Annotated in this window: 29 protein-coding genes; all 29 read right to left on the bottom strand. The window is 37.6% G+C overall.

Going from position 1 to position 25434, the window contains the following annotated elements; all coding sequences use genetic code 11:
• Positions 1 to 5 precede the first annotated feature (5 nt).
• Positions 6 to 275, bottom strand: a complete 270-nt coding sequence (fliQ, locus tag B9N79_RS03855; protein WP_019391829.1) for a flagellar biosynthesis protein FliQ — start codon at positions 273 to 275, stop codon at positions 6 to 8.
• Between the two features lie 9 nt (positions 276 to 284).
• Entirely contained in the window at positions 285 to 953 is a 669-nt protein-coding gene (gene fliP, locus B9N79_RS03850) for a flagellar type III secretion system pore protein FliP (RefSeq protein ID WP_046217793.1), read from the bottom strand.
• The gene (locus B9N79_RS03845) at positions 946 to 1566 is read right to left on the bottom strand and encodes a flagellar biosynthetic protein FliO (RefSeq protein ID WP_239695521.1); all 621 of its coding nucleotides are present in this window, start codon (positions 1564 to 1566) and stop codon (positions 946 to 948) included. Before B9N79_RS03845 ends, fliP begins: the two co-directional genes overlap by 8 nt.
• A gap of 69 nt (positions 1567 to 1635) precedes the next feature.
• Positions 1636 to 1998 carry a response regulator gene (locus B9N79_RS03840; protein ID WP_046217795.1) on the bottom strand — a complete coding sequence of 121 codons (363 nt, stop codon included), beginning with the start codon at positions 1996 to 1998 and terminating at the stop codon, positions 1636 to 1638.
• Positions 1999 to 2027: 29 nt separating this feature from the next.
• Entirely contained in the window at positions 2028 to 3194 is a 1167-nt protein-coding gene (gene fliY, locus B9N79_RS03835) for a flagellar motor switch phosphatase FliY (protein ID WP_046217796.1), read from the bottom strand.
• Entirely contained in the window at positions 3184 to 4182 is a 999-nt protein-coding gene (gene fliM / locus B9N79_RS03830) for a flagellar motor switch protein FliM (protein WP_019391824.1), read from the bottom strand. Before fliM ends, fliY begins: the two co-directional genes overlap by 11 nt.
• Before the next feature lie 32 nt (positions 4183 to 4214).
• Complete coding sequence (fliL, locus tag B9N79_RS03825; RefSeq protein WP_040056661.1) at positions 4215 to 4640, bottom strand: flagellar basal body-associated protein FliL; 426 nt, start codon at positions 4638 to 4640, stop codon at positions 4215 to 4217.
• Positions 4640 to 4855, bottom strand: a complete 216-nt coding sequence (locus B9N79_RS03820) for a flagellar FlbD family protein (RefSeq protein ID WP_040056662.1) — start codon at positions 4853 to 4855, stop codon at positions 4640 to 4642. The genes fliL and B9N79_RS03820 overlap by 1 nt, the downstream gene beginning before the upstream one ends.
• Before the next feature lie 24 nt (positions 4856 to 4879).
• Positions 4880 to 5683, bottom strand: a complete 804-nt coding sequence (flgG, locus tag B9N79_RS03815) for a flagellar basal body rod protein FlgG (RefSeq protein ID WP_040056663.1) — start codon at positions 5681 to 5683, stop codon at positions 4880 to 4882.
• Between the two features lie 21 nt (positions 5684 to 5704).
• On the bottom strand, positions 5705 to 6322 hold the full coding sequence (locus tag B9N79_RS03810) for a flagellar hook capping FlgD N-terminal domain-containing protein (RefSeq protein ID WP_123796582.1): 618 nt from the start codon (positions 6320 to 6322) through the stop codon (positions 5705 to 5707).
• Between the two features lie 9 nt (positions 6323 to 6331).
• Positions 6332 to 7558, bottom strand: a complete 1227-nt coding sequence (locus B9N79_RS03805) for a flagellar hook-length control protein FliK (RefSeq protein ID WP_040056664.1) — start codon at positions 7556 to 7558, stop codon at positions 6332 to 6334.
• An 11-nt stretch (positions 7559 to 7569) separates the two neighbouring features.
• Positions 7570 to 8163, bottom strand: coding sequence for a MotE family protein (locus tag B9N79_RS03800; protein WP_046217797.1), 594 nt, complete (start codon positions 8161 to 8163; stop codon positions 7570 to 7572).
• A gap of 10 nt (positions 8164 to 8173) precedes the next feature.
• A complete protein-coding gene (gene fliJ, locus B9N79_RS03795) occupies positions 8174 to 8620 on the bottom strand; it encodes a flagellar export protein FliJ (RefSeq protein WP_019391817.1) in 447 nt (148 codons plus the stop codon).
• Between the two features lie 14 nt (positions 8621 to 8634).
• Positions 8635 to 9936, bottom strand: coding sequence for a flagellar protein export ATPase FliI (gene fliI, locus B9N79_RS03790; RefSeq protein WP_040056665.1), 1302 nt, complete (start codon positions 9934 to 9936; stop codon positions 8635 to 8637).
• Positions 9933 to 10709, bottom strand: a complete 777-nt coding sequence (fliH, locus tag B9N79_RS03785) for a flagellar assembly protein FliH (protein ID WP_046217798.1) — start codon at positions 10707 to 10709, stop codon at positions 9933 to 9935. Before fliH ends, fliI begins: the two co-directional genes overlap by 4 nt.
• Entirely contained in the window at positions 10702 to 11721 is a 1020-nt protein-coding gene (gene fliG / locus B9N79_RS03780) for a flagellar motor switch protein FliG (protein ID WP_040056667.1), read from the bottom strand. The genes fliH and fliG overlap by 8 nt, the downstream gene beginning before the upstream one ends.
• A gap of 12 nt (positions 11722 to 11733) precedes the next feature.
• Positions 11734 to 13329 (bottom strand): flagellar basal-body MS-ring/collar protein FliF, encoded by a 1596-nt coding sequence (gene fliF / locus B9N79_RS03775; RefSeq protein WP_046217799.1) that lies wholly within the window; start codon positions 13327 to 13329, stop codon positions 11734 to 11736.
• 71 nt (positions 13330 to 13400) lie between these two features.
• On the bottom strand, positions 13401 to 13694 hold the full coding sequence (gene fliE, locus B9N79_RS03770) for a flagellar hook-basal body complex protein FliE (RefSeq protein ID WP_019391812.1): 294 nt from the start codon (positions 13692 to 13694) through the stop codon (positions 13401 to 13403).
• A 9-nt stretch (positions 13695 to 13703) separates the two neighbouring features.
• A complete protein-coding gene (gene flgC / locus B9N79_RS03765; protein ID WP_040056669.1) occupies positions 13704 to 14150 on the bottom strand; it encodes a flagellar basal body rod protein FlgC in 447 nt (148 codons plus the stop codon).
• Positions 14151 to 14152: 2 nt separating this feature from the next.
• Positions 14153 to 14542, bottom strand: coding sequence for a flagellar basal body rod protein FlgB (gene flgB, locus B9N79_RS03760; protein WP_040056670.1), 390 nt, complete (start codon positions 14540 to 14542; stop codon positions 14153 to 14155).
• A 329-nt stretch (positions 14543 to 14871) separates the two neighbouring features.
• On the bottom strand, positions 14872 to 15651 hold the full coding sequence (codY, locus tag B9N79_RS03755) for a GTP-sensing pleiotropic transcriptional regulator CodY (RefSeq protein ID WP_019391809.1): 780 nt from the start codon (positions 15649 to 15651) through the stop codon (positions 14872 to 14874).
• 99 nt (positions 15652 to 15750) lie between these two features.
• On the bottom strand, positions 15751 to 17154 hold the full coding sequence (gene hslU, locus B9N79_RS03750) for an ATP-dependent protease ATPase subunit HslU (protein ID WP_019391808.1): 1404 nt from the start codon (positions 17152 to 17154) through the stop codon (positions 15751 to 15753).
• A 15-nt stretch (positions 17155 to 17169) separates the two neighbouring features.
• On the bottom strand, positions 17170 to 17712 hold the full coding sequence (hslV, locus tag B9N79_RS03745) for an ATP-dependent protease subunit HslV (protein ID WP_019391807.1): 543 nt from the start codon (positions 17710 to 17712) through the stop codon (positions 17170 to 17172).
• A gap of 64 nt (positions 17713 to 17776) precedes the next feature.
• Positions 17777 to 18679 carry a tyrosine recombinase XerC gene (gene xerC, locus B9N79_RS03740; protein ID WP_019391806.1) on the bottom strand — a complete coding sequence of 301 codons (903 nt, stop codon included), beginning with the start codon at positions 18677 to 18679 and terminating at the stop codon, positions 17777 to 17779.
• A 60-nt stretch (positions 18680 to 18739) separates the two neighbouring features.
• The gene (gene trmFO, locus B9N79_RS03735; protein WP_019391805.1) at positions 18740 to 20047 is read right to left on the bottom strand and encodes an FADH(2)-oxidizing methylenetetrahydrofolate--tRNA-(uracil(54)-C(5))-methyltransferase TrmFO; all 1308 of its coding nucleotides are present in this window, start codon (positions 20045 to 20047) and stop codon (positions 18740 to 18742) included.
• 81 nt (positions 20048 to 20128) lie between these two features.
• Positions 20129 to 22207 (bottom strand): type I DNA topoisomerase, encoded by a 2079-nt coding sequence (gene topA, locus B9N79_RS03730; RefSeq protein ID WP_019391804.1) that lies wholly within the window; start codon positions 22205 to 22207, stop codon positions 20129 to 20131.
• Positions 22208 to 22274: 67 nt separating this feature from the next.
• The gene (dprA, locus tag B9N79_RS03725) at positions 22275 to 23162 is read right to left on the bottom strand and encodes a DNA-processing protein DprA (protein ID WP_040056671.1); all 888 of its coding nucleotides are present in this window, start codon (positions 23160 to 23162) and stop codon (positions 22275 to 22277) included.
• A gap of 78 nt (positions 23163 to 23240) precedes the next feature.
• Positions 23241 to 24170 (bottom strand): succinate--CoA ligase subunit alpha, encoded by a 930-nt coding sequence (gene sucD, locus B9N79_RS03720; RefSeq protein ID WP_019391802.1) that lies wholly within the window; start codon positions 24168 to 24170, stop codon positions 23241 to 23243.
• An 18-nt stretch (positions 24171 to 24188) separates the two neighbouring features.
• Entirely contained in the window at positions 24189 to 25349 is a 1161-nt protein-coding gene (gene sucC, locus B9N79_RS03715; RefSeq protein WP_019391801.1) for an ADP-forming succinate--CoA ligase subunit beta, read from the bottom strand.
• Between the last annotated feature and the right edge of the window lie 85 nt (positions 25350 to 25434).

Here is a 25434-nt window from a genome sequence, read left to right as displayed (position 1 = left end):
TTCAATCACCCTATATAATGATGCAAGTTACTGAAAAGTTGATATGTAAACTCAACCATTGTAGACAGCATCCATGGGCCAAATAAAATCATTCCAAGGAACACGGCCACAATTTTGGGAATAAAAGCGAGTGTCTGCTCTTGAATTTGTGTTGTTGCTTGAAAAATACTAACAAGCAAACCAACAACGAGCGCGAGTAAAAGCAATGGTCCACTTACAAGAAGAATGGTCCATATTCCGCGCTCTGCTAACGAGATAATAAATTCACTATTCATAGTAACCACCTATTGAAAACTTAAGAGTAAGGATTTAATAACAAGGTTCCAGCCATCTACAAGAACAAAAAGTAAAATTTTAAATGGTAAAGAAATCATGACAGGCGGAAGCATCATCATCCCCATTGACATCAAAATGCTTGAGACAATCATATCGATAACTAAAAACGGGACAAAAATCATAAAACCAATTTGAAAAGCCGTCTTTAATTCGCTAATCGCAAAAGCAGGCACAAGAGCACGCATTGGAATTTCTTCCATCGACTCAGGCTTTTCTGCTCCTTCATAGTTTAAAAAAAGAGCAAGATCTTTCTCTCTTGTGTACTTGGTCATAAATTCCTTCATAGGCAGTGCTGCTTTATCATAAGCCTCATCTAAACTAATTTCGTTGTTAAATAATGGCTGTAGCGCTTCTTTATTCACTTCTGAAAACGTTGGTGCCATGACAAAAAAGCTAATGAATAAAGCGAGCCCAATAAGCACCTGCGTTGGAGGTGTTTGCTGAGTTCCAAGTGCTGTTCTTAAAAAAGCGAGTACAACAACAACTCTTGTAAAGCACGTCATTAAAATTAAAATGCCTGGTGCTAAAGAAAAAACGGTCAGCAACAAAAGCAGTTTTATTGTTGTTGATACAGATTCTGTGTCTGTCGTGGTGAAAAGATTTACAAACTCACTCATTGTCGCCGTTTTTCCTTTCCATCTTATTTAAAAGCTCCGATCTTTCATTTTTCATTTCTTGTAAACGAGATTGAAATTCAGTCTTAAAATCCTTTTGTGTTCTTTTGCGTTTTTCCAAAAAAGTAGGAAGAAGCGTTTTATATGTTTCGCTACTTCCAAGCTCATTGTATTCGCGTAAAAGCTTTTCTCTTTCTTCGTTATCCGTAATTTGGGTTAAAAGTTCAACGTTTTGTCCCACTCCTACCACAAGTACTCTTTCTCCTACTTTGACCACCTGTACAGAGCGATTGTTTCCTAAGTTTGTTCCACCTAAATTTTGAACAAGTTTATGTGCTTGAAGTCCATGGTTCCGCTTGTTTACAAATTTTAAAACTCCATATAAAAGAGCAATAACAAAAATAAAAGCTATTACTACTTTGACGTAGTCCCAAGCGGACACAAAATCATGTGCGCTCTCACTTTGATCTTTAGAATCTTTGGTTGTTTGAGCCGTTTCCCCACACTTTTCCTTGTTTTCTAGACAATCACTAACAGATGGCTCGCTGGCTGCAAATGCTATGGATGGAGATAATAAAAACAACACGCAAATAATACCAGCTATCGTTTTTAACACTTTCAACAAAAGCCACCTCTTCTATGAAATTTCATAGCCAAGGTGCAGAGAACACCTTGGCTCCATATCTTATCCTAATGTTTTAGAAATTGCTTCAATAACTCGATCTGCTTGAAATGGTTTAACAATAAAGTCCTTTGCACCAGCTTGGATAGCATCGATAACCATCGCTTGCTGTCCCATTGCTGAGCACATAATTACCTTAGCAGTTGGATTCACTTTCTTAATTTCCTTCAGCGAGTGAATGCCGTCCATTTCAGGCATTGTAATATCCATTGTTACAAGATCTGGTTTATGCTCTTTATATTGTTCAATAGCCTGCAGTCCATCTGCAGCTTCAGCTACAACTTCGTAGTCATTCTTCGTTAAAATATCTTTAATCATCATTCTCATAAACGCAGCATCATCAACAACTAAAATCCGCTTCGACATTCCCTTGCCCCCTCATCAATCTTATTTTCTTATCTTAATTTGTTTAAACGATCTCGTTGACTTACGATATCTGTAACACGCACCCCAAAGTTTTCATCAATAACAACAACTTCGCCTTGAGCTACAAGCTTGTTATTTACTAATATATCAACAGGCTCACCTGCTAATTTATCAAGCTCAATAATAGATCCTGATGAAAGAGTTAAAATTTCTCTAACAGACCTTCTTGTTCTTCCAAGCTCAACTGTTACATCTAAAGGAACATCCAATAACATATCTAAGTTTTTCGTATCCGTTTTTTGAATTGAAGATGGCTCAAATTCAGAAAAAGTAGCCTGCTGAACATCTGTTTGCGAAGGACGGGACTCGTAAGGAGTATCTTGCTTTTCTGTATTCATCGAACGGTCTTGCTCATAATCAAAGTATTGTTTTTCATCCTTCATTATTTTCTGTTCCTCTGCCATTTTTTCTTCTGTTATTTTTATCGATTCATTTGAATCATTTTTATGTGCCATATCTCGATGGATCAAACTTCCAACCATTTGCTTTGCAACACGAAGAGGCATAAGCTGCATAATGTCTGAGTCCATAAGCTCGCCAATTTTAAGTTTGAAGGCCACTTTTACAAGCGTTTCTTCTGGTGGTACGACTTTTGTACCTTCTCCTTCCATGATATTTAATAGCTCTAGACTTGGAGGAGAAATATCTATCTTTTTCTGAAATACTTTTGACATAGATGTCGCAGATGTTCCCATCATCTGATTCATTGCTTCTTCAACAGCACTTGTCTGGATATCGTTTAGCTCAGGGGCAGCATCTTTCCCTGTTCCTCCAAGCATAAGATCAGCAATAATTGTGGCATCCTTCTGGGAAATAATAAATAAGTTCACTCCGCTTAATCCGTTTATATACTCCACTTGAAGAGCTACACAAGGATGTGGAAATTCTTTTGCTAAATCATGATGATATATAAGGGAAATACCAGGTGTTGTAATCTCTACTTTTTGATTTAATAAAGTAGACAAAGTAGTGGCAGAGCTCCCAAAAGAGATATTTCCAATTTCCCCTAAAATATCGCGTTCCTCTTCTGTTAAGAGCTGATCAACGTTTTCCTGCTCTAGGCTCTCATAGTCATCGTCACTTCCCTGAAGGAGAGCATCTATTTCATCTTGTGAAAGCATGTTGTCATTGTTCATCACTTTCCCCTCCCGTCAATTTTTCTAAAACTTGCACAGCCATTTTTCGTCCTATTTTTCCTGCCTGCGCTTTAAATTTAGGTATATGATTTACTTTAATTGTTAACGGTTGACCAATCGATTGGTCCAAACAAATTACATCTTCATTTCCAAGTGATAAAAAGTCTTCAATTGTAATTTTCGCTCGACCGAGCTCTGCTACAATAGGAAGCTCTGCGGTATACACACGTTTTTTTAGGAGCTCTGTTTCTTCAGAAGTTGGCTCTTTTTTTGTTGACTGCATCCAATAGTGCATGGAAAGCTTTGAGACGATAGGTTCAAGTACAACGTGTGGTAAACAAATGTTAATCATTCCCTTTACATCCCCAATTTGAGTTGTAAGCGAAACAACGACAACTGTTTCATTCGGAGAAACCATTTGAAGGAATTGAGGGTTTACTTCAAAATCAGAAAGCTGTGGTTTCATTTTAGCCACGCTGCTCCAAGCTTCTTCAAATGAATCTAGCGATTTCTCTACAAGATCTGTAATTAACTTTGTTTCAATTTCTGTTAGTGTGTCAACTTTGTTTACACTAGAGCCCGTCCCACCTAAACGTCTATCAAGCATTGCATAGGCAACCTGTGGATTTAATTCAAAAAGCACTCTCCCAGCAAGAGGAGGAACTTCAATAATGTTCAAAAATGTCATATTAGGGATTGACCGTATAAATTCTTCATATGGAATTTGATCAACAGATGCTACTGAAATTTGTACATATGTACGTAGCTGTGCTGAAAGATGCGTTGTTAAAAGGCGAGCAAAGTTTTCGTGAATGCGCGTTAAGCTTCGAATTTGATCTTTTGAAAAGCGAAGCGCTCGTTTGAAATCATATACTTTTACTTTTTTAGCACGATCTTCTTTGCGAAGTTGTTCCGCATCCATCTCACCAGCTGAAATAGCTGAAAGTAGGGCATCTATTTCACTTTGAGATAATACTTCATTTGACAAGCTATACCCACCTCCTTAAGACGCTTTGTCATTTATTGTATTATTTTGGAGGTTGTATAAATTTTTACAACTTTTCCTTTTTGCATCAAACTATTAATCTCTTTTTTCAATATTTGTTCAAGTGAAGAAATCCCTTCTGTTCCTTGAAATTGTTCTACTTTCATATTTGAAAGCTGTTTAATCATAATATCTCTTACTTGAAATTCGCGTTTTGTTAGCTCTTCTTTTGCTTCCTTACTGTTCGTTTGAAGAGTAAATGACATCTTTATATAATTTTCACTTGATAAGTTCGTTGTAACGTCACCAATATCCACAGAAGCCTCCACAACTTCATCAATAGACGGCTCTTTCACTTCTTCTGCTTTTCCTTCTTTTTTAAACAGGAAAAACCAAGTACTGCCTCCAGCAAGCAGTAAAAGAAAAATAATAATCGTTATGATTTTCACTTTTTTACCCATCAATCTTTTTCTCCCTGCACGTTCTTTTTACCTAAAATATGAACTTCTCCGTAAAAAGCGCTCACTTTAGCGGAAACAGATTCGACCGTTTCTCTTACAACAAACTTCTTACCATTTGTTAACGTAATCGTTGTATCTGGAAATGCTTCCACCTGTTCAATATATAAAGCATTCAAAGTAAATTCTTTGCCATTTAGACGCGTCAGCATAATCATTCTAAATGCTCAACTCCTATGATTCTATCGTTTAAGGTTTAATAGCTCTTGCAATACTTCATCAGATGTTGTAATTACTTTTGTATTAGCTTGAAAACCACGCTGGGCTACAATCATATCCGTAAATTCCTCTGACAAGTCAACATTTGACATTTCAAGAGTTCCTGACATTACTTCACCATATCCCTCTGCGCCAGGTGTACCATTCAAAGGTGTTCCTGAGTTCGCAGAAGTTTGGAATAATGATCCTCCTGCTTTCTCTAATCCTTCTGGATTAGAAAAACGAGTAAGTCCTAGTGTTGCTACAACGTTCCAGTTACCGTTTACTTTCACATTGATTCTTCCTGAAGTATCAATAGCGATATTTTCAGCATTTGTTCCAATCGTAATGGCTTGGTTATTCGTATTTAAAACTTTATAGCCGTCTCCGTTAACAAGGGTGCCACTAGCATCTACATAAAAGCTGCCTGCTCTCGTATAAAATTCTTCACCATTTCCTGATTGAACGCGGAAATATCCATTTCCAGCAATAGACAAATCAAGCGTTCGACCTGTTGACTGTGTGCTTCCTTCTGTATGAAGAGTATCAATAGACTGAATTTGTGAACCTAAACCAATTTGTTTTGCATTTATCCCGCCTAAATTCACTCCATTTTGGTTCGTTGGAGCATTTGCGCTTCCAACTTGCTGACTTATCATATCTTTAAAAAGAACTCTTCCTTTTTTGAAACCAGCCGTGTTTACATTAGCAACGTTATTCCCAATCACATCAAGCTTTGTTTGGAAGTTTTTCATTCCACTAATCCCAGAATACATAGAACGTAACATATACATTCTCCTCCTAAACTTTTATGATAAAACTCTTGTAATTTGACTTTGTTTAATCGTATTTCCATTCTCCATTTCAAAAAGAAGAATTCCATTTTTTAAAGAAACGGATTTAACAGCAGCTTCTTTTTCAGACCCATCTTCCTGCCACCCTATTGTTCGTCCAATAAGATTGCTTGCATTTCCTAAAATATCAGCATTTTGCACCCCTATTTTATTAAGGTCCGCTGTGTTCCCTTTTAATCCTTCAGTTGTTTCGAACATCATTTGATTATCATCCATATAAACACTTTTAATGATGCCTGTTTGCTCTTTTTTTGTTTGACCGTTCTCTTCTGTTGAGCTCCATGTCACATTTTGATCTATTAAACTCTGTAGTTGTAAAAGCGTGTTCGGTTTTTGTTCTTCAATAAAACTTTGAACAGTTGTATTCAAATTTGTGATTTGTTCAACCGTCGAAAAAGTCGCCAATTGAGCAATGAACTCTTTATCATCAACAGGATTTGATGGATCTTGGTTTTGAAGTTGAGTCATTAAAATATTTAGAAAATCATCTTTTCCAAGTTCGCTTCCTGAAGAAGACGTTTTCCCCTTCTCAGCTTGCATTATTTCATAAGAAAAGCGATTATTTATTTCCACTTTTAGCACCTACATTTCTTCTATCATTTCAAGCTCTTTTAAAATATCTTCAAAGCGATTCTTTTCTTTTTGCTCTTTTGGTTGTTGTTCTTTTTGTTTTCCTTCTTCATCACGAGAATCTCTTTTTAACTCAGCATCTGAACCCTCAGAGGCTGAAAACTGTTGAAGCACTTCCATTTTTTCAACCTGTACGCCTTGATGGGCTAGAGCACTTTTCAAATGATGAAGATGGTGTTCAAGCATTTCCTTTGTAGCCGCTGTGCTTGTTACAATTGTAGCAGTGAGCTTATTCCGTTGTTTTACAAGCTGAACGGTTATAGTACCAAGCTCTTCTGGATTAAGCTTAATGAGAAGCTTTGTTTGATTTCCATGAACAAAGAGAGAGCTGCGCTGAAAAGCTTGCTGAAGCTGCCGTACAAGCCCATCTTCCTGTGAAGAACCGTTATTTCCAATATAAAAAACAAGCTGGTGGACTTTACTCATTGCCCCACTTGGAATAGTAGACAAAAAGTTATGTTGAGTATCTAATATTCCCTTTCCTTCTTCTCCTCTTTTAAAGGAGGGAAAAAGAAAAGAAGCAAACGGAGAAGAGAACTCTTTCTTCTGAGAAAGAGTAGTTAATTTCTGATCCATATGAGAAAGCATGAGCTCTAATTCTTCTCTTGAAGGTAGTTTAAATGATCCCTTTAAAATCTCATCTTTCACGTTTGTTGGAACAACCTCCAACAGCTTTGAAAAAACTTTTAAAGCTTTCATTTCATCGTTTGTTAATGTCTCCTTCATATTTGCAAATAAAGGGCTTTTTTGCATTAAAAAAACCAATTCATCATGGGCGCTCCCCTGAATTAATTCTTTTTGAAGCATTTGAACAATCTGCAGTATTTCTTGAATCTCTTTGCCTGTTCCCTTTTCATCAATAGGAAAGTGATTATTTAATCCCCTCTTCTTTGTGAAGATTTTCTCAAGTTTTTGCATCCTTGATTCTAAAGGGTTATCTACTGCGGACTCTGACGTTATATGTTGATAAAAAAGAAGACTTATTAAATCTTCTGATGCCGCTGTATTATCATCGTTTATGCTTTCTTTTTCTTCTAGATGTTGACGACTTTGTTGCCCCTGTTCTATACCTGCTTGAAGAAGCAAACCTTGAAAAAGAGGAGAAGTCATCTTCTGCTCTTTTTCAAGAGATGTTTTTAAAGAATGTAGTGGTGCTATTTCGGGTGTAGTAAGTTTCATTCCTTTTCTCCTTATTGAACGTTCGCTTCTTCTGCCAAAAGTTCAGTATACTTAGCAGCCACGTCAGGCTCCATTTTTGATAAAATGTTTGCGAGCGCTTCTGTTTTTAGTTGTCCTAGTAAATCTAGAGCTTGATCTTCTTTCAATTCGCTTATAATAAGGGCAGCATTTTTAGGTGACATTGATTCATATGAACGAACAAGGTTCTTCATCTCCGCTGTTTGATAGCCTTCCTCTTCCCCTTTGCTTGCTTTTGTTTCTTCACTATTTTCCTCAGTTGGCGTTTCTGCTTTTGCACGCTCAAGCTTCACTTGAAGATTTTCAATTTCAAGATCTTTCTCTTTTATCTTTTTTTGCAATGCTTCCGTTTCCTGATTTTGCATGTTAGATGAGTTCATTGACTGAGATGATGCCTCTTGGTCGCTTTCTTCATTTAAGAAAGGAAGGGCTGAGAATACTTTTCCTTTAACATCAACTCCACTAGCGCTTAACAGAAAGTACCCTGCTCCACCTATAATAAAAAGAAAGAGTAAGAAAACGATAAAAAGGAGAGGCCCTTTTTTATGCTTTGGCTCTTTTTCTGTCTCCGCCTTTTGTTTTTTCATAAGCTTTCCCTCACCTAATTCCTTTCAATAAGTATTGCTGAATAGATACTTCATCCATTTGTTTTGCTTCGCTCTCTCGTTGGAGGTTTTGATAATGGATAAGCGCTTTTGTTTCCATCTTTTCGTACTTTTTCACTTCAATGTTTTTCTCACGTAGCTTAACTTCTTTAATTCTCATTGTCTGTCGAGCGATGTTCATTTTTTGTTGAAGAACTTCAATTTCACGTTCTAAATAATCCATATAGTTTTGAGACTGTTTTAACTTCTCAACAGAAACACCTATACTCATTTCTTCATTATATTCATCAATAAAATTCTCTTTATGTTTCAAACATTGATAAAGACGCTGACCAACTTCTTCAAACTGAATAACAGCTTCATTGTATTCATTCAGCATCCGATCTTTTTCAGATTGTTTAATTGCCATAACTTTAGAAAATTTAAACTGAAAGCTCACATTTTTCATTCCTTTTATACTAGGTTGTTCAGCTCTTCAATGCTTTCTTCTAAATGTATTTTTTCATCTGTTCCTTGTTTTAAGAAACTAATAATTTCAGGATATAAAGTCATTGCTTCATCGATTTTCTGAGAAGATCCTCTTTTGTACGCCCCTATATTTATTAAGTCTTCCGCTTCTAAATATGTTGAGAGAAGATCTCTTAATCGATTCGCTTTCTCTTTATGTTCTTCGGTAACGATGTTGCTCATCACCCGACTTATACTTTTTAAAACATTGATAGCTGGATACTGCCCTTTATTGGCAAGAGCTCGGTCAAGCACGATATGACCGTCTACAATCCCTCTTACTGTATCAGCAATAGGCTCGTTCATGTCATCTCCATCGACAAGAACTGTATAAAAAGCTGTAATAGATCCCCTTTTGTTTCTTCCTGTTCTCTCTAAAAGTCTTGGAAGGGTAGCGAACACAGAGGGAGTATAACCTTTTGTTGTTGGAGGCTCACCAACCGCAAGCCCAATCTCACGCTGTGCCATTGCAACACGAGTTACAGAGTCCATCATAAACATAACGTTCTTTCCTTGATTCCTAAAATATTCTGCAATAGATGTTGCTGTATAAGCTCCTTTAATACGCATTAGGGCAGGTTGATCTGATGTAGCAACAATGACGATGGAATTTTTTAATCCTTCTTCACCTAAATCATGTTCAATAAATTCGCGAACTTCTCGACCTCGTTCACCAATTAACGCTATGACGTTTAAATCTGCGTTAGTATTTCGGGCAATCATTCCCATAAGGGTACTTTTTCCAACTCCGCTTCCTGCAAAAATTCCTAGCCGCTGACCGTTTCCAACAGTTAATAGTGTATCAATTGTTTTAACTCCAACTTCAATTGGTTCGCGAATTGTTGGGCGCTCAAGTGGATTTGGTGGATCTTTTTCAGCTGAAACGTTGAAAAGACCTTTTGGAAGTTCTTCACCATTTAACGGCTGACCAAGCGAATCTAACACACGTCCAATAAGAGCTTCTCCAACTTTGATTTGGAGTGGCTTTGATGTTGTTTCAACAATACAGCCTGGCGAAATATCGCGTACATCTTTGTAAGGCATAAGAATAACAAACTCTTCTTTGAAACCTACTACTTCTGCTTTAATATGTACTGTTCCATTGCGTAAGTGGATGTAGCATATGTCTCCAATAGAAGTGCTTGGCCCTCTTGCTTCAATCATTAACCCTACTACTCTCGTAACTTTTCCATATCGTTTGAATGAAGAAATGTCTTCTATCCTATCTAAAATTTCTTTTACTTTCATATCGTTTCCTCATCTTTTATCATTTCGACGAGGCTTTTCTTAATTTCAGTAAGCTGGCTGTCGATGCTTGCATTTACTTTCCCAAATGAAGATTCAATCATACAATCTGTTTCACCAAGATCCTCACTTGGATAAAAGAACAAGGAAGTATCAGAGCTTAAAAGCAGACTAAGCTCCTCTTTTCGCTGAGAGACAAGCGTATAGTATTTGGGCGAGATGTATATATGAATATTCTTATGATCACGAACTTCTTTAACTGCTTTTTGAACAACATGAATATACTTCTCTTCATTTTCCTCAAGCTCATTATTCAAAATCTTCTTCGCAACCTTCATCCCAAGCTCTAAAATCACCATCTCTGATTGTTCAATATATTGATAATAAGAGTCTTGAACATGATGAACCGTTGCTTCTGCTTCCTTTAAAAGCTCTTTATATTGATTTTCAGCTTCCTGCTTTCCTTGAAAAAAACCTTTTTCAAAACCTTCTTGCTTTGCTCTTTCCAAAAGCTGTTCATATTCTACTTGCCATTCTTTACGCTTTTCTTCAACCGTTTTTTCTGCTTCTTGAAGCAGTTTTTGTGCTCTAAAACGTATTCTTTCTGCCTCTGTTTGAGCTTGCTGAACTTCACTTTCAGCTTGCTCTCGCATTCGCTGCTTTTGAATTTCAAATTCTTCTACGGTTTCAATCTTGAATTGAACAGGCTGTATCCCTATCTTTTTTCCATCTTGAGCATGTTGGAATCCATGATGCTTTTTAATAATATTAGACAATCATATCATCTCCTCCGCCGCGCGCGATCACAATTTCTTCTGATTCTTCGAGCTGACGAATGACTCCTACAATTCTTGATTGTGCTTCTTCTACGTCTTTTAATCGAACAGGTCCCATGAATTCCATTTCTTCTTTAAAAGTAGCAACCATACGCTGTGACATATTTCGATACACAACTTCTTTTACTTCGTCACTTGATACTTTTAAGCTAAGAAGCAAGTCTTCGTTACCAACTTCTCGAATAATACGCTGAATTGCTCTGTTGTCCAAAATAACGATATCTTCGAAAACAAACATTCGTTTTTTAATTTCTTCTGCAAGTTCTGGATCTTGAATTTCGAGCGTATCTAAAATTGTTCTCTCTGTTGAACGATCAACACCATTGAGCACTTCCACAACAGCTTCAACCCCGCCTGTTTGGGTATAATCTTGAGTAACTGTTGTAGAAAGCTTTCTTTCGAGGACTTTCTCAACTTCATTAATAACCTCAGGTGATGTGCTATCCATAACAGCCATTCTTCTTGCAATATCTGCCTGCTGTTCTTGTGGAAGTGAAGATAAGACCTGGCCTGCTTGTGAGGGCTCCAAATAAGAAAGAACAAGGGCAATTGTTTGCGGATGTTCATTTTGGATAAAATTGAAGATTTGAGTTGGGTTTGCTTTACGTGCAAAATCAAATGGGCGGACTTGTAGAGACGATGTCAACCGCTTAATAATAAGCGCAGCTTGATCTGCTCCAAGTGCCTTCTCAAGAACGGTTTTGGCATAGCCAATTCCGCCTTGAGAAATATAATCTTGAGCAACAGCTAGACGTTCAAATTCTTCTAACACTTTATCTTTTGTTTCTAAATTCACTTTTTTAAGAGCTGAGATTTCTAATGTTAAACTTTCAATCTCTTCTTCTGTTAAATGTTTATAAACCGATGCTGAAACGTCTGGTCCAAGCGTAATTAAAAGGATGGCTGCCTTCTGCTTTCCTGTTAACGCACCTTTTTGTTCCCCTCTTGCCACAATGTCTTCCTCCTAATCTTCTGTTAACCACGAACGTAGAAGTTTGACAAACTCATCAGGTTTGCTCTGTGCTAAGTCTTCAAGTCGCTGTCTTCTTTGCTGTTCTTCTGTTAGAGGCTGTTCTTCCTCTTCCTCTTCTTCTAATGTATATGCTGCTTCCCATTCTTCCTCTTCCCACTCTGGTTCTTTTCTTCTACGAATGAGTAGGAAAGCTAGAATAATAACAGCTAGAAGCAATATTCCCCCAGCAATGTACATCCATAGTGGAATAGAAGGGGATGCTTCTTGGGCCACAGCCGTTTTTCCATTAAAAGGTTGAACAGATACAGCAATTTTGTCTTCGATTTGTTCATCTGTTAATGCTTGTTCATCATCATCTTGTTGAATTGTTGTTTTAACAATTGTGCCAAGAATTTGTTGAATATCATCAACACTTCCACTTGGAAGCGAATTTGGATCATTTTTCTTTGGTGGTTCCACCATAACTTGAATACCAAGATCCTTTACCTTATAAGGACTTTCCACAATCTGACGACGGACACGGTTCACTTCATTATTGATTTTTTCTTCTTTTCGTTCATAGTCACCGTTTCTATTTTCTTCACTGCTCTCATAGTTAGGAACTTCACCGTCTCCGGTCCCAGCAGTTCCCCCTTGCGCAGCATTCTCTCCTGTATATGTTTCTGTTAAACGTTCAGCACTTACCGCAATTCCTTCCATATTCTCTTTATCAACGGGTTCCACAAGATTTTCTTCTCTTGTTTCTTGAGTGAAATCAATATCGGTCGAAACAGAGACAACGACTTTATCTTGACCAATCATCGCGCCAAGCATTTTTTGAACTTCTCTTTGTATATCTCGTTCAACCTGCTTTTTCATCGCATACTGAGACTGTATAGAAGCGACCCCACCCTCAGGATTTTCCCCAGTGTTATTTGCCAGATCATAGTACTCAAAATATTGATTCATAATAGCGATATTATCTGTTGGCAAATTCGGAACGCTTTTAGATACAAGATGATAGAGAGCCTGAATCTGCTGATCGTCAAATTGATAGCCAGGCTTTGTTGTAAGAACAATAGAAGCTTGAGCTTCTTCGCCTTTATCGCTCACCCATACGCTATCTTTTGGTAAAGAAATCATTACGCTTGCATCTTGTACTCCGTCAATTTCTTTAATAAGATTTGCAAGCTCCGTTTGCATTGCATCTACCTTTAGGACGCTAAACTCGTTATCTGTCATTCCAAATCCTGAGCTCTCACTAAAAAAGGAATAATCAATGCTTCCGCTTTTCGGAATGCCTTGAGACGCAAGTTCTACTTTCAATGGATCTACATTTTCTTTTGGGACAGAAATGGTTGTCCCCCCGTTACTTAACTCTGAGGACACCCCTTTTGCATCGAGCTCCGTTTTAATTTGTCCAGCTTCTTGAGCTGAAAGATTACTATAAAGAGGAACAAATTTTTCACGGGTAGCAAGCATAGACCCAACAATAATCGCCATTAAAATAATGACTAATCCTGCAATCAAGAACCATCTTTGCTTTTTACTTCGCTCTCTCCAAAATCCAGTACTCCACTCTTTAATTCTTGTTAATCTTTCTTTCATTTTCTTCCCCCGGTTATGTTTCTTGTCTATTTATTTAGAGTCCAATAACCGCTAAACTTTGGAAAATAAATTTAGATCTGCATTCTCATGATTTCTTGGTAAGCTTCAATTCCTTTATTGCGGAATTGAATAGCAGCCTGCAAGGCAACGCTTGCTTTTTGAGACGAAATCATCACATTATGTAAATCTACATCTTCCCCGTTCACAAGTTTTGTTGTCATAGCATCTGACTCATTTTGAGCTTCATTAACTTTATTTACTGCGTCTTTTAAAAAGTTAGAAAAACTCTGGTTTGTGCTAGCCGATTCATTTTTAGGCTGAAGCGCCTCACTCTGCAATGATATGTTTGTAATTCCATTAATCATCGTTACACCCTACTTTCCAATCTCTAATGCTTTTACTAGCATCCCTTTTGTTGCATTAAGTGCTGTAACGTTTGCTTCGTACGAACGAGAAGCACTCATAAGGTCTGTCATTTCCTTTAATGGATCAACATTTGGTAGCTGTACATATCCCTGATCATTAGCATCTGGGTGACTTGGCTCATATACAAGTTTAAAAGGTTCAGAATCTTCCTCAATTCCTGTGACTTTTACACCTGTACTATTTGTATTTAAAGCTTTTTGAAAAACGATTGAAAACTGTTTCTCACTATCCGGTGCTATATTTACCATCTTACGTCGATATGGTTGCCATTCTCCGTTTACATATTGCGCTCTTGTTGTATTCGCATTAGCGATATTTGAAGCCGTAACATCCATTCTTAAGCGATTTGCTGTTAAGGCTGAGGCGCTGGCATTTAGTCCACTAAAAATTGACAAAATTAATTTCCTCCTCTTAAGACGGTATTAAGTGAGTTAAATTTTCCGCTCATTCTGTCTACTAAAGCTTGATAATAAAGCTGATTTTGAGCCATATCTGTCATCTCCTTATCAACGTCAACTCCATTGCCGTTTGATTGATAAGCATTATGTCCAGTTGTAACTCCTAGAGAAGAAGAGGACGTTGAAAATTCAAAATGACGAGGGTCCGTGCGAGTAGCTTTCAGAAGATTATCTTGCTCAGCTTGAAGCATACTTTTAAAAGATACCGTTTTTGCTTTATATCCAGGAGTATCTACGTTAGCAATATTGTTTGAAATTGTTTTCTGTTTCAACGAAGCATAGTTTAATCCAGTTTGGATTGAACTCATTGTCTGTGAAAAAAGTTCCATAGTTTTCTCTCTTTACCTCTTTTCGACATTTTTTTCGTACCGATATTATCCATTTTAGGAAAAAGGACATAATATGTCTATAATTTCTTGAGTTTCTTTACTTTTTTTTTTGAAATCTTTAAAAGAAATTAACAATTTATATGCAAAATATTAATATTTGTTAAAAATATAAATAATTGTTTGTTATACTAAAATTAGTTATACTACTTTTCTTTAACATTATAAGATCTTTCGACAAAAAATGATACGATTAAAGCACAAAAAAATAGCACTTTAGTAAGTGCTATTTCTAATAAAGGCTTATTGACCTAAGTCTTTATAACTATTACTTAGTTTGCTTTTAGTTTTGAAAGCTCAAGTAAGAACTTGTTGTTTAGAACTTTGATGTACGTTCCTTTCATACCTAGTGAACGAGACTCAATTACACCTGCACTCTCAAGTTTACGAAGCGCATTTACAATTACTGAACGCGTAATACCAACACGGTCTGCAATCTTACTTGCTACAAGAAGGCCTTCGTTTCCATTTAACTCATCAAAGATATGTTCAATCGCTTCTAATTCACTGTAAGATAGTGAGCTAATTGCCATTTGAACAACCGCTTTGCTACGAGCTTCTTCTTCAATTTCTTCAGCTTTCTCATGTAGAATCTCCATGCCAACAACTGTTGCCCCATATTCAGCTAAAATAAGATCATCATCTGTGAACTTCTCTTCTAAACGTGCTAATACAAGAGTTCCTAGGCGATCTCCTCCACCGTTAATTGGTACGATTGTTGTTAAACCGCTCGTAAATAAGTCTTTGTTTTCATTAGGAAAAGCGCTATACTCGCTGTTTACATCTAGATTAGAAGATGTTTCTCTAATATTGAAAAGGTTTTTAGTGTACTCTTCTGGAAATTGGCGTGTTTCAAACATTTCTTTCATACGCTCATTTTCAATTTGCTGATTAATTGCAACGCCCAAAAGCTTTCCGCGACGACTTACAACATAAATGTTTGCTTCGATTACTTCGCGAAGTGTTTCAGCCATCTCTTTGAAGTTAACAGGTTTTCCTGCTGCTTTCTGTAACATTGCATTAATTTTTCTTGTTTTATCTAATAAATTCATTATGATTTTGCCTCCTGAAAATTGTAAATAATTCTGTTCCCTGTAAAGTCTATCCGCCTCTTCTTTTAAGAAGCGTTCCCTTTCCCCAAAAGGCTGACTTTATAAAATAAACTGACTTAAGTCTTTGTTTTTAGCAATTGAGCCAAGTTTCTCTTCCACATACTGTGGAGTAATTTCAATCTTCTCCATCGTTACATCTGGTGCTTCAAATGAAAGATCTTCCAAAAGTCTTTCCATAATTGTATGTAAACGACGAGCTCCGATATTATCCGTATCCTGGTTTACATCGAATGCTACTTGAGCTAGCTTTTTAATAGCTTCGTCAGAAAATTCAATTTTTATACCTTCAGTTTCCAATAATGCTGTATATTGTTTAATAATAGCATTATCAGGCTCAACTAAAATACGGACAAAGTCATCTACTGATAATTTGCCAAGCTCAACGCGAATTGGAAATCTTCCTTGAAGCTCTGGAATAAGATCAGATGGTTTTGAAACGTGAAAAGCACCTGCTGAAATAAACAATACGTGGTCTGTTTTTACAGGACCATACTTTGTTATAATTGTTGAACCCTCAACGATTGGCAAGATATCACGCTGTACTCCTTCACGTGACACATCTCCTGATGAAGATTGGCTGCTTTTACGAGCAATTTTATCGATTTCATCAATAAAAATAATTCCAAACTGTTCGGCACGCTCTGTTGCTTGTTGCGTTACTTCATCCATATCAATTAGCTTCTGTGCTTCTTCATTTGTTAACACTTTGCGAGCTTCGCGTACTGTTAACCGACGCTTTTTCTTTTTCTTTGGCATGAAATTACCTAGCGCATCTTGAATATTCATTCCCATTTGCTCCATACCCGAACCTTGAAGCATATCAAACATAGAAGCTTGCTGTTCTTCTACTTCAACTGTTACATAATGCTCTTCAAGTTCTCCAAGTGCAAGCTTATGAGCCATTCTCTTACGTTCCATTTCGCTTGATGCATCGTCGTTTGATGTTTCTTGCTGAGGTTTTTCCCCTTCAGCTTGACCACCAAAAAGCATTTCAAATGGGTTTTTATATTGAGTATTTTTACGTTTAGAAGGAACGAGAAGATCAACAATGCGTTGGTTTGCATTTTGTTCTGCTTGCCCGCGTACTTCGTTTGTTTTTTCTTCTTTCACAAGTCGAACAGAAGTTTCCACAAGGTCTCGTACCATTGATTCTACATCACGCCCAACATAACCGACTTCCGTGAACTTCGTTGCTTCAACTTTAATAAAAGGAGCTCCAACTAATTTTGCTAGTCGACGAGCAATCTCTGTTTTCCCTACTCCAGTAGGCCCAATCATTAAAATGTTCTTCGGCACAACTTCATCTCGTAGTGATTCGCTTAGCTTACTGCGGCGATAACGGTTGCGAAGTGCAACGGCAACGGCCTTTTTTGCTTCCTTTTGTCCAACAATATATTGATCAAGTTTTTCAACAATTTGACGCGGTGTAAGTTCTGTATACATTCTGTTCTTCCCTCCTTAAAGTTCCTCTACAATAATTTGATCGTTCGTATAAACACAAATATCTCCTGCAATCTCTAGAGAGGCCTTAGCAATATCTCGTGCTGACATGTTTTCACCTGAATATCGTTTGAGCGCACGACCTGCAGATAGCGCATAGTTCCCACCAGAACCAATAGCTAAAATTCCATCATCTGGTTCAATAACCTCACCTGTACCTGAAATAAGTAGCATATGCTCTTCGTTTGCTACGATAAGCATTGCTTCTAGCTTGCGTAACACTTTATCGCTGCGCCACTCTTTTGCAAGTTCAACAGCTGCACGCTGCAAATTACCGTTGTACTCTTCAAGACGATTTTCAAACATTTCAAAAAGAGTAAACGCATCTGCTACAGATCCAGCAAACCCTGCTAGCACTTTTCCATGAAAAAGACGACGTACTTTTTTTGCTGTATGTTTCATTACTACAGCATTTCCGAACGTTACTTGTCCATCTCCTGCCATTGCGCAACCGCCTTTGTGTTGAATCGCAAAAATCGTTGTAGCATGAAAGTCACCCATAATATACATCTCTCCTTCAGCATATGTTCTTGTGTTCTTTTTTCATATTATCCTTTTATGTCGCTTACGCTCTTGGATGATGATTCATATAAATAGAACGAAGGCGATCTTTTGTCACATGTGTATAAATTTGAGTTGTTGACAAATTTTCATGTCCTAGAAGTTCTTGAACAGTTCTCATGTCAGCACCTTCATTTAACATATGCGTTGCAAAAGTATGACGCAAAGAATGAGGAGTAATATGAATGTTCTCTGCCGTTTTCTTAACAATACGGTTTAAAATATAGCGAATGCCTCTAGCTGTTAAAGGCTGACCTCTATGATTCACAAAGAGTGCCTTACAATCAATATTACTCTTTGGGAGCAATTTTAGACGACCTTCATCTCTATATTTTTTTATGGCTTCATATGAGAAATTCCCAAAAGGTACATAACGTTGCTTCTTTCCCTTTCCATAAACCAAAAGAGTTTTCATTGACATATCGATATCACTCAACATAATTGAAGCACACTCACTTACCCTTATTCCCGTTGCATATAAAAGTTCTAAGATTGCTTGATCTCTTTGACCAAGCGGTGTAGAAACATCGCTTACTTCAAAAAGTAGTTCAAGTTCTTCCTTATATAAGAACGAAGGGTTGCGGTGCGAACGCTTTGGGAGGGATACCATTGTAAACGGATTTTCTTTTACCGTATGCTCGCGCGATAAAAAGCGATAAAAACTTCGCAAAGCTGATACTTTACGGGCAATCGATCGCTTAGAATAGCTGTGTTCGTGAAGCTTGGTTAAAAAGATACGAACGTTGCTATATGTAACGTCCTCTAATCTTTTAATTCCTTCTTCCTCTAGAAATTCCATAAACAATAAAATGTCTTTCTCGTAACACAGCGTTGTATATTGTGAGTAATTTTTCTCAATTTGTAAATATTCAAGATAGCAATTTAAAGATTCTTTCACATTTATCATTGCTTCACCTCGCAAAGGCTACTAAATATTATCACACTTTAAGTAACCCGCGCAAATAATTTATATATTTTTCACAAAATTTTGAACTATTTCAAGTGCACGCTTAGCATACTGTTCATTGCGCTCTTGTTTCTTTTTAATGCGAACTGGGAGATCCTTGAATATTCCAAAGTTTGCATTCATCGGTTGGAAGTTTTTATCACTTGTATGTGTAATATAGTGAGCCATGCTTCCAAGAGCCGTTTCTTGAGGGAAAACTAAAAGCTCTTCACCTAACACATAGCGAGCTGCGTTTAGTCCTGCTAAAAGTCCGCTTGCAGCTGATTCTACGTAACCTTCAACACCTGTCATTTGTCCTGCAAAGAATAAATCTTCACGATCTTTGTATTGATATGTTGGTTTTAGAAGTTTTGGTGAATTAATAAATGTATTTCGATGCATAACACCGTAACGAACGATTTCTGCATTTTCAAGCCCAGGAATTAAGCGAACGATATCTTTTTGAGGTCCCCATTTAATATGTGTTTGGAAACCAACGATATTGTAAAGTGTTCCTGCTGCATCATCTTGACGAAGTTGTACAACGGCATACGGACGTTTTCCTGTTTTCGGATCTTCAAGACCTACTGGTTTTAATGGACCGAAAAGCATTGTTTTCTTTCCTCTTGAAGCCATCACCTCAATTGGCATGCAACCTTCAAAATATACTTCTTTTTCAAATTCTTTTAGCGGTACAACTTCTGCCTCAATAAGCGCATTATAGAAACGATCAAATTCTTCTTCTGTCATTGGACAGTTCAAATATGCTGCTTCTCCTTTATCATAGCGAGACTTCAAGTATACCTTATCCATATCAATGCTGTCTTTTTCAAGAATTGGAGCTGCTGCATCATAGAAATAGAGATACTCTTCTCCCGTTAAACTTCTAAGCTGTTCAGCTAATGCTTGAGACGTTAATGGACCTGTTGCAATAATAGTAGGTCCGCTTGGGATTTCTGTGATTTCTTCATTAAATACCGTTACATTTTCATGATGCTTCACACGCTCTGTTACATGTGCCGCAAATTCATGTCGGTCAACAGCTAGTGCTCCTCCTGCTGGAACAGAACAAGCATCAGCTGAGGAAATAATAACAGAATCTAAATGACGCATCTCCTCTTTCAGTACTCCAACAGCATTTGTAAGCGTGTTGGCACGAAGCGAGTTACTGCATACAAGCTCTGCAAATTTATCTGTATGATGTGCTGCTGTTTGACGAACAGGACGCATTTCGTAAAGATGCACCTTAATTCCTCTTTTAGCAAGCTGCCAAGCTGCTTCACTTCCAGCAAGTCCAGCTCCTATTACATTAACGATTTTTTCAGACATTTGTTTCCCTCCAGATGTAATTTCTTTTCTCCGTAACAGATAAAGTGGTGAGCACAACGTTGTGCTCACCACGAAAAAGGTCTAGCTTTGCGTTTCTTCTTTGTAATCACATTCAGTGCACGTAACTTGAACACCTTTTTTCTGCTTTTTCTCAACAAGGAGACTTTCACATTTTGGACATTTTCTTGCAATTGGTTTGTCCCAAGATAAGAAGTCACAGCTTGGATAATTTGTGCAGCCATAGAAAAGGCGTTTTTTCTTTGATTTTCGTTCCACAACTTGACCGTCTTCACATTTCGGACAATCAACGCCAATTTCTTTTACAATCGGCTTTGTGTTACGACAGTCAGGAAAGTTTGAGCATGCCATAAATTTTCCATAGCGGCCCATTTTAAAGACCATAGGTGAACCACACAGTTCACAATCTTCTCCAGCAGGTTCGTCTTTAATCTCGACTTCGCGCATTTCTTTTTCCGCTTTTTCTAAACGTATTTCGAAGTCGCGGTAAAATTCATCGATAACCGATACCCATTGTACTTTACCTTCCTCTATTTCATCAAGGTCTGTTTCCATTTTGGCTGTAAATTCCACATCAATTGTTTCAGGAAAGAACTCAAGGATAAGTTCCAGTACAATTTCACCAAGCTCTGTTGGAACAAATCTTTTGTTATCAAGTGCAACATATCCTCTGCGTTGAATAGTATCAAGCGTTGGAGCATATGTAGAAGGTCTTCCAATACCTAACTCTTCCATCGTTTTCACAAGACGTGCTTCCGTATAGCGAGGCGGCGGCTGAGTGAAATGCTGATTTTGTTCGATATCTTTTGAGTACGCTTGTTCTCCTTCTATCATATCTGGAAGAATTTTTTCCTTTTCTTCCACTTTATCATCATTTCCTTCTACGTACACTTTCATAAAGCCAGGAAACTTAATTTTTGAGCCGTTCGCTCTAAATGTTACACCATTGTTTACTAAATCAACAGCCATCGTATCCATAATAGCTGGTGCCATTTGGCTTGCAAGAAATCGTTCCCAAATCAGTTTGTATAAGCGATGTTGATCTCTTGATACATACTGTTTAATCTCAGAAGGTGAACGCAGAATAGATGTTGGGCGAATTGCCTCATGAGCATCTTGAGTATTAGCATTCTTCTTTTCTTTCCGCTTTTCTTTTGAAAGAAATTCTTCACCAAACGTATCTTTTACATATTCATAAGACTCTGTTTGAGCCGTTTCTGAAATACGAGTTGAATCTGTACGCATGTACGTAATTAAACCAACTGTTCCTTCTTTTTTCCCTAAATCAATTCCTTCGTAAAGCTGTTGAGCAAGCATCATTGTCTTCTTCGCTCTAAAGTTTAGTTTACGAGCTGCTTCCTGTTGAAGGGAAGATGTTGTAAAAGGAAGCGCCGGATTTCGCTTGCGCTCTTTCTTTGCTACTTTTTGAATTGAAAATTCATTGCCGTCAAGTCGGGCTAGAACTTTTTCAACATCTTCTTTTGATGAAAGCTTTATTTTTTTGCCATCCATTTCAGTGAAAGATGCTTGAAATTCTTTTTCACTTTTTAAGAAGTTCGCGTTAATTGACCAATATTCTTCAGGTTGAAAGCGTGAGATTTCCTGCTCCCGTTCAATAATTAATCGAACTGCAACAGATTGAACGCGTCCAGCGCTTAATCCCTTTTTCACTTTTTTCCAAAGAAGTGGGCTAATGTTATACCCTACTAAACGATCAAGAATACGACGAGCTTGTTGAGAATTAACAAGATCCATATTAATAGATCTTGGATGTTTAAAAGAAGCTTTAATTGCATCTTTTGTAATTTCATTAAATACTACACGGCAGTCTGACGATGTATCAACGCCAAGACTATGAGCTAAATGCCAAGCAATTGCTTCCCCCTCACGATCCGGATCGGCCGCTAGGAAAATCTTTTTTGCTTTTTTAGCTGCTGTCTTAAGTTCTTTTAAAACAGGCCCTTTTCCACGAATAGTGATGTATTTTGGGTCGTAATCATGTTCAGTATCAATTCCCATTTGGCTTTTTGGAAGATCTCGAACGTGTCCCATTGATGCTTTTACTTTGTATTTTTTCCCTAAATATTTTTCAATTGTTTTCGCCTTCGCTGGCGACTCTACAATAACTAAATAGTCCGACATACTATTGTCCTCCCTTAAAGAGGTAGAATAAAATCTTCATTATTATTAAATACTTATATGCACTTTGTCAAACCTCTTGTTCATTTTTTACTTGGAAATGAATTTCGCTTGTTATATCTTTAGCACTACATACTAGTTTTGCACCAAGCTGAATAAGCTTATTTGTTCCTTTTGAACATTCCTCAAAGATTGAGCCAGGTACAGCAAAAACCTCTCTTCCTTGAGAGAGCGCTTGGTCAGCTGTAATAAAAGAACCGCTTCTTTCCTTCGCTTGAATGACAATCGTTCCAAACGATAAACCGCTAATAATACGGTTCCGTAGCGGAAAATGCGCTCGATGCGGTTTTATAAAAGGGTTGTATTCCGATAATAACAGATGATCGTTAGCGATGTCACTTGCTAAATAACAATTTTCTTTTGGATAAATGTTATAAAACCCGCTTCCTAATACAGCAACAGTTTTGCCTCCATGAAGAATAGCTTCTTTATGTGCAAGCGCATCCACCCCTTTTGCAAGACCGCTTACAATTGTCCAGCCTTCTTCCACGAGAGGTTTGCACAAAACCTTTGTAGCCTTTATACCGTAGCTTGTTGGCGTCCTCGTTCCAACGATGCTAACGGATTTGTTATTTAATAATCGGTGATCTCCTTTTGTATAAAGAACCCATGGAGGGTCATAAATATTCTTTAATAATGCAGGATACTCAGGATCCGTAATTGTTATACAACGAATATTTTGAGCACTATATTTCTTTAGAATATCTTGTATTGGAATAGTTTGCAAATCTTTATAGACAATTTCAGTTGAAGAACTTGGAAGTTGAAGAATGGTTTGAAGAAGAGCAGGAGAAGCTTCTCTTAGAAAAGATAGGGAGGAATCATACTGAAGAAGTTTGAGTATGGATTTCCATCCAATCCTTCTGCAGTGTGATAATAAAATTAACTTTTCTCTCATAATTCACCTCTTTAATTGTTCTAAAAATCGCCATAAAAACCAACCGTTACCTAAATGGTAACGGTTGAACTTCCTATTTTAAGACTGTGATGAACTTACGGGAATATCGTGCGTTTTACACTTATCGTAAATTCCTTCGTCCTTTAGCACTTTAATAAGCGTTTCTCCCATAACAGAAGGGGTTTCAGCAACGCTAATACCGCATGCGTTAAGCGTTTTAATCTTCTCGCTTGCCGTACCCTTACCACCTGAGATAATCGCACCAGCGTGGCCCATACGCTTGCCTGCTGGAGCTGTTTGACCTCCAATAAAGCCAACAACAGGTTTTGTCATATTTTCTTTCACCCATTGTGCTGCTTCTTCTTCTGCCGTACCCCCGATTTCACCAATCATAATAACAGCATATGTGTCTTCATCTTCATTAAAGGCTTTTAACACATCAATGAAGTCCGTGCCATTAACAGGGTCCCCACCAATTCCTACTGCTGTTGACTGGCCAATTCCTGCTTGTGAAAGTTGATGAACAGCTTCATATGTGAGTGTTCCAGAGCGTGACACAACGCCAACATGACCTTTTTTATGAATATATCCTGGCATAATACCAATTTTACATTCTTCTGGTGTGATAACACCTGGGCAGTTTGGTCCAACAAGTCTTGTGCGTTTTCCTTCCATATAACGCTTTACTTTCACCATATCAATTACTGGAATACCCTCTGTAATTGTGATAACTAAGTCAAGGTCTGCATCAACTGCTTCCATAATTGCATCTGCTGCAAAAGCAGGTGGAACATACACAACTGACGCGTTTGCACCTGTTGCTTTTTTTGCGTCTTCAACAGTGTTGAAAACAGGTACTCCTTCGATTGTTGTGCCGCCTTTTCCTGGAGTTACGCCCCCAACAATTTTTGTTCCATATTCAATTGCTTGTTTTGTATGAAACAAACCTGTTGCTCCTGTAATCCCCTGTACAATAACTTTTGTATCCTTGTTAATAAATACGCTCATTTTTACCCCTCCTGTTCTTTATTTCACAAGTGCAACAATTTTTTCAGCGCCGTCAGCCATTGACTCTGCAGCTGTAATATTAAGACCTGATTCTTTCAAAATCTTTTTGCCAAGCTCAACGTTTGTGCCTTCTAAGCGAACAACAAGTGGCAAATCTAACCCTACTTGTTTTGTTGCTTCAACAACACCTTCAGCAATAACATCACATCTCATAATGCCACCAAAAATGTTAACAAAAATCCCTTTTACATTTTGATCGGAGATAATAATCTTGAACGCTTCCGTTACTTTCTCAGCCGTTGCACCGCCCCCTACGTCAAGGAAGTTTGCCGGCTCTCCGCCTGAATATTTAATAATGTCCATTGTCGCCATTGCAAGACCTGCTCCATTTACCATGCAGCCGATATTACCGTCAAGCGCAATGTAGCTTAAGTCGTATTTTGATGCTTCAATTTCTTTTACATCTTCTTCTTCTAAATCGCGAAGCTCTAACACATCTTTTTGACGATAAAGAGCGTTTGAATCAAAATTAAGTTTTGCATCAAGCGCCATTACTTTTCCATCACCTGTTGTTACAAGTGGATTAATCTCAGCGATTGAGCAATCTTTTTCAACAAATACTTTATATAAACCAGCCATAAATTTTACAGCTTGACCTACTAACTCTTTTGGAATATTAATATTAAACGCTAATCGACGCGCTTGGAACCCCTGTAACCCAACCGCTGGATCGATATATTCCTTAAAGATTTTCTCAGGTGTTTTTTCAGCTACTTCTTCAATTTCTGTGCCACCTTCTTCAGAAGCCATAAGCACCACGCGTGAAGAAGCACGATCTAATACGATTCCAACATAATATTCTTTTTGGATATCGCAGCCTTCCTCAATAAGTAAACGCTTTACTTCTTTCCCTTGTGGACCTGTTTGATGAGTTACGAGCGTTTTTCCAAGTATCTCATCGGCATATGTACGAACTTCATCCAAGTTTTTCGCAACTTTTACCCCTCCGGCTTTACCGCGGCCACCTGCATGAATCTGTGCTTTTACAACAGAAACATCTGTTCCTAGCTCTTTTGCTGCTTCTACCGCTTCTTCTACCGTAAACGCTACGCGGCCGTTTGGAACAGCTACCCCATATTTTCTAAGGAGCTCTTTTCCTTGATACTCATGAATATTCATATCCCATCCTCCTAACATCATTTCAAAAAAATAGACTGCGCTTTCATTGTATAAAATGGAAGTCTACTTGTCTACTATTCTTGCG

The sequence above is a fragment of the Priestia filamentosa genome (genome assembly GCF_900177535.1).
Classification (GTDB): Bacteria; Bacillota; Bacilli; order Bacillales; family Bacillaceae_H; genus Bacillus_I; species Bacillus_I filamentosa.
This window is presented reverse-complemented; position numbering and strand designations above follow the sequence as displayed.

Coding starts and splice junctions, on each gene's coding strand:
- fliQ (WP_019391829.1), bottom strand. CDS start 275: ATGAATAGTGAATTTATTATCTCGTTAGCAGAGCGCGGAATATGGACC.
- fliP (WP_046217793.1), bottom strand. CDS start 953: ATGAGTGAGTTTGTAAATCTTTTCACCACGACAGACACAGAATCTGTA.
- B9N79_RS03840 (WP_046217795.1), bottom strand. CDS start 1,998: ATGTCGAAGCGGATTTTAGTTGTTGATGATGCTGCGTTTATGAGAATG.
- fliY (WP_046217796.1), bottom strand. CDS start 3,194: ATGAACAATGACAACATGCTTTCACAAGATGAAATAGATGCTCTCCTT.
- fliL (WP_040056661.1), bottom strand. CDS start 4,640: ATGGGTAAAAAAGTGAAAATCATAACGATTATTATTTTTCTTTTACTG.
- B9N79_RS03820 (WP_040056662.1), bottom strand. CDS start 4,855: ATGATTATGCTGACGCGTCTAAATGGCAAAGAATTTACTTTGAATGCT.
- flgG (WP_040056663.1), bottom strand. CDS start 5,683: ATGTTACGTTCTATGTATTCTGGGATTAGTGGAATGAAAAACTTCCAA.
- B9N79_RS03805 (WP_040056664.1), bottom strand. CDS start 7,558: ATGAAACTTACTACACCCGAAATAGCACCACTACATTCTTTAAAAACA.
- B9N79_RS03800 (WP_046217797.1), bottom strand. CDS start 8,163: ATGAAAAAACAAAAGGCGGAGACAGAAAAAGAGCCAAAGCATAAAAAA.
- fliI (WP_040056665.1), bottom strand. CDS start 9,936: ATGAAAGTAAAAGAAATTTTAGATAGGATAGAAGACATTTCTTCATTC.
- fliF (WP_046217799.1), bottom strand. CDS start 13,329: ATGAAAGAAAGATTAACAAGAATTAAAGAGTGGAGTACTGGATTTTGG.
- fliE (WP_019391812.1), bottom strand. CDS start 13,694: ATGATTAATGGAATTACAAACATATCATTGCAGAGTGAGGCGCTTCAG.
- flgB (WP_040056670.1), bottom strand. CDS start 14,542: ATGGAACTTTTTTCACAGACAATGAGTTCAATCCAAACTGGATTAAAC.
- codY (WP_019391809.1), bottom strand. CDS start 15,651: ATGAATTTATTAGATAAAACAAGAAAAATTAATGCAATGTTACAGAAA.
- hslU (WP_019391808.1), bottom strand. CDS start 17,154: ATGTATACAGAACTTACACCGCGTCAAATTGTTGAAAAACTTGATCAA.
- hslV (WP_019391807.1), bottom strand. CDS start 17,712: ATGGGTGACTTTCATGCTACAACGATTTTTGCGATTCAACACAAAGGC.
- xerC (WP_019391806.1), bottom strand. CDS start 18,679: ATGATAAATGTGAAAGAATCTTTAAATTGCTATCTTGAATATTTACAA.
- trmFO (WP_019391805.1), bottom strand. CDS start 20,047: ATGTCTGAAAAAATCGTTAATGTAATAGGAGCTGGACTTGCTGGAAGT.
- topA (WP_019391804.1), bottom strand. CDS start 22,207: ATGTCGGACTATTTAGTTATTGTAGAGTCGCCAGCGAAGGCGAAAACA.
- dprA (WP_040056671.1), bottom strand. CDS start 23,162: ATGAGAGAAAAGTTAATTTTATTATCACACTGCAGAAGGATTGGATGG.
- sucD (WP_019391802.1), bottom strand. CDS start 24,170: ATGAGCGTATTTATTAACAAGGATACAAAAGTTATTGTACAGGGGATT.
- sucC (WP_019391801.1), bottom strand. CDS start 25,349: ATGAATATTCATGAGTATCAAGGAAAAGAGCTCCTTAGAAAATATGGG.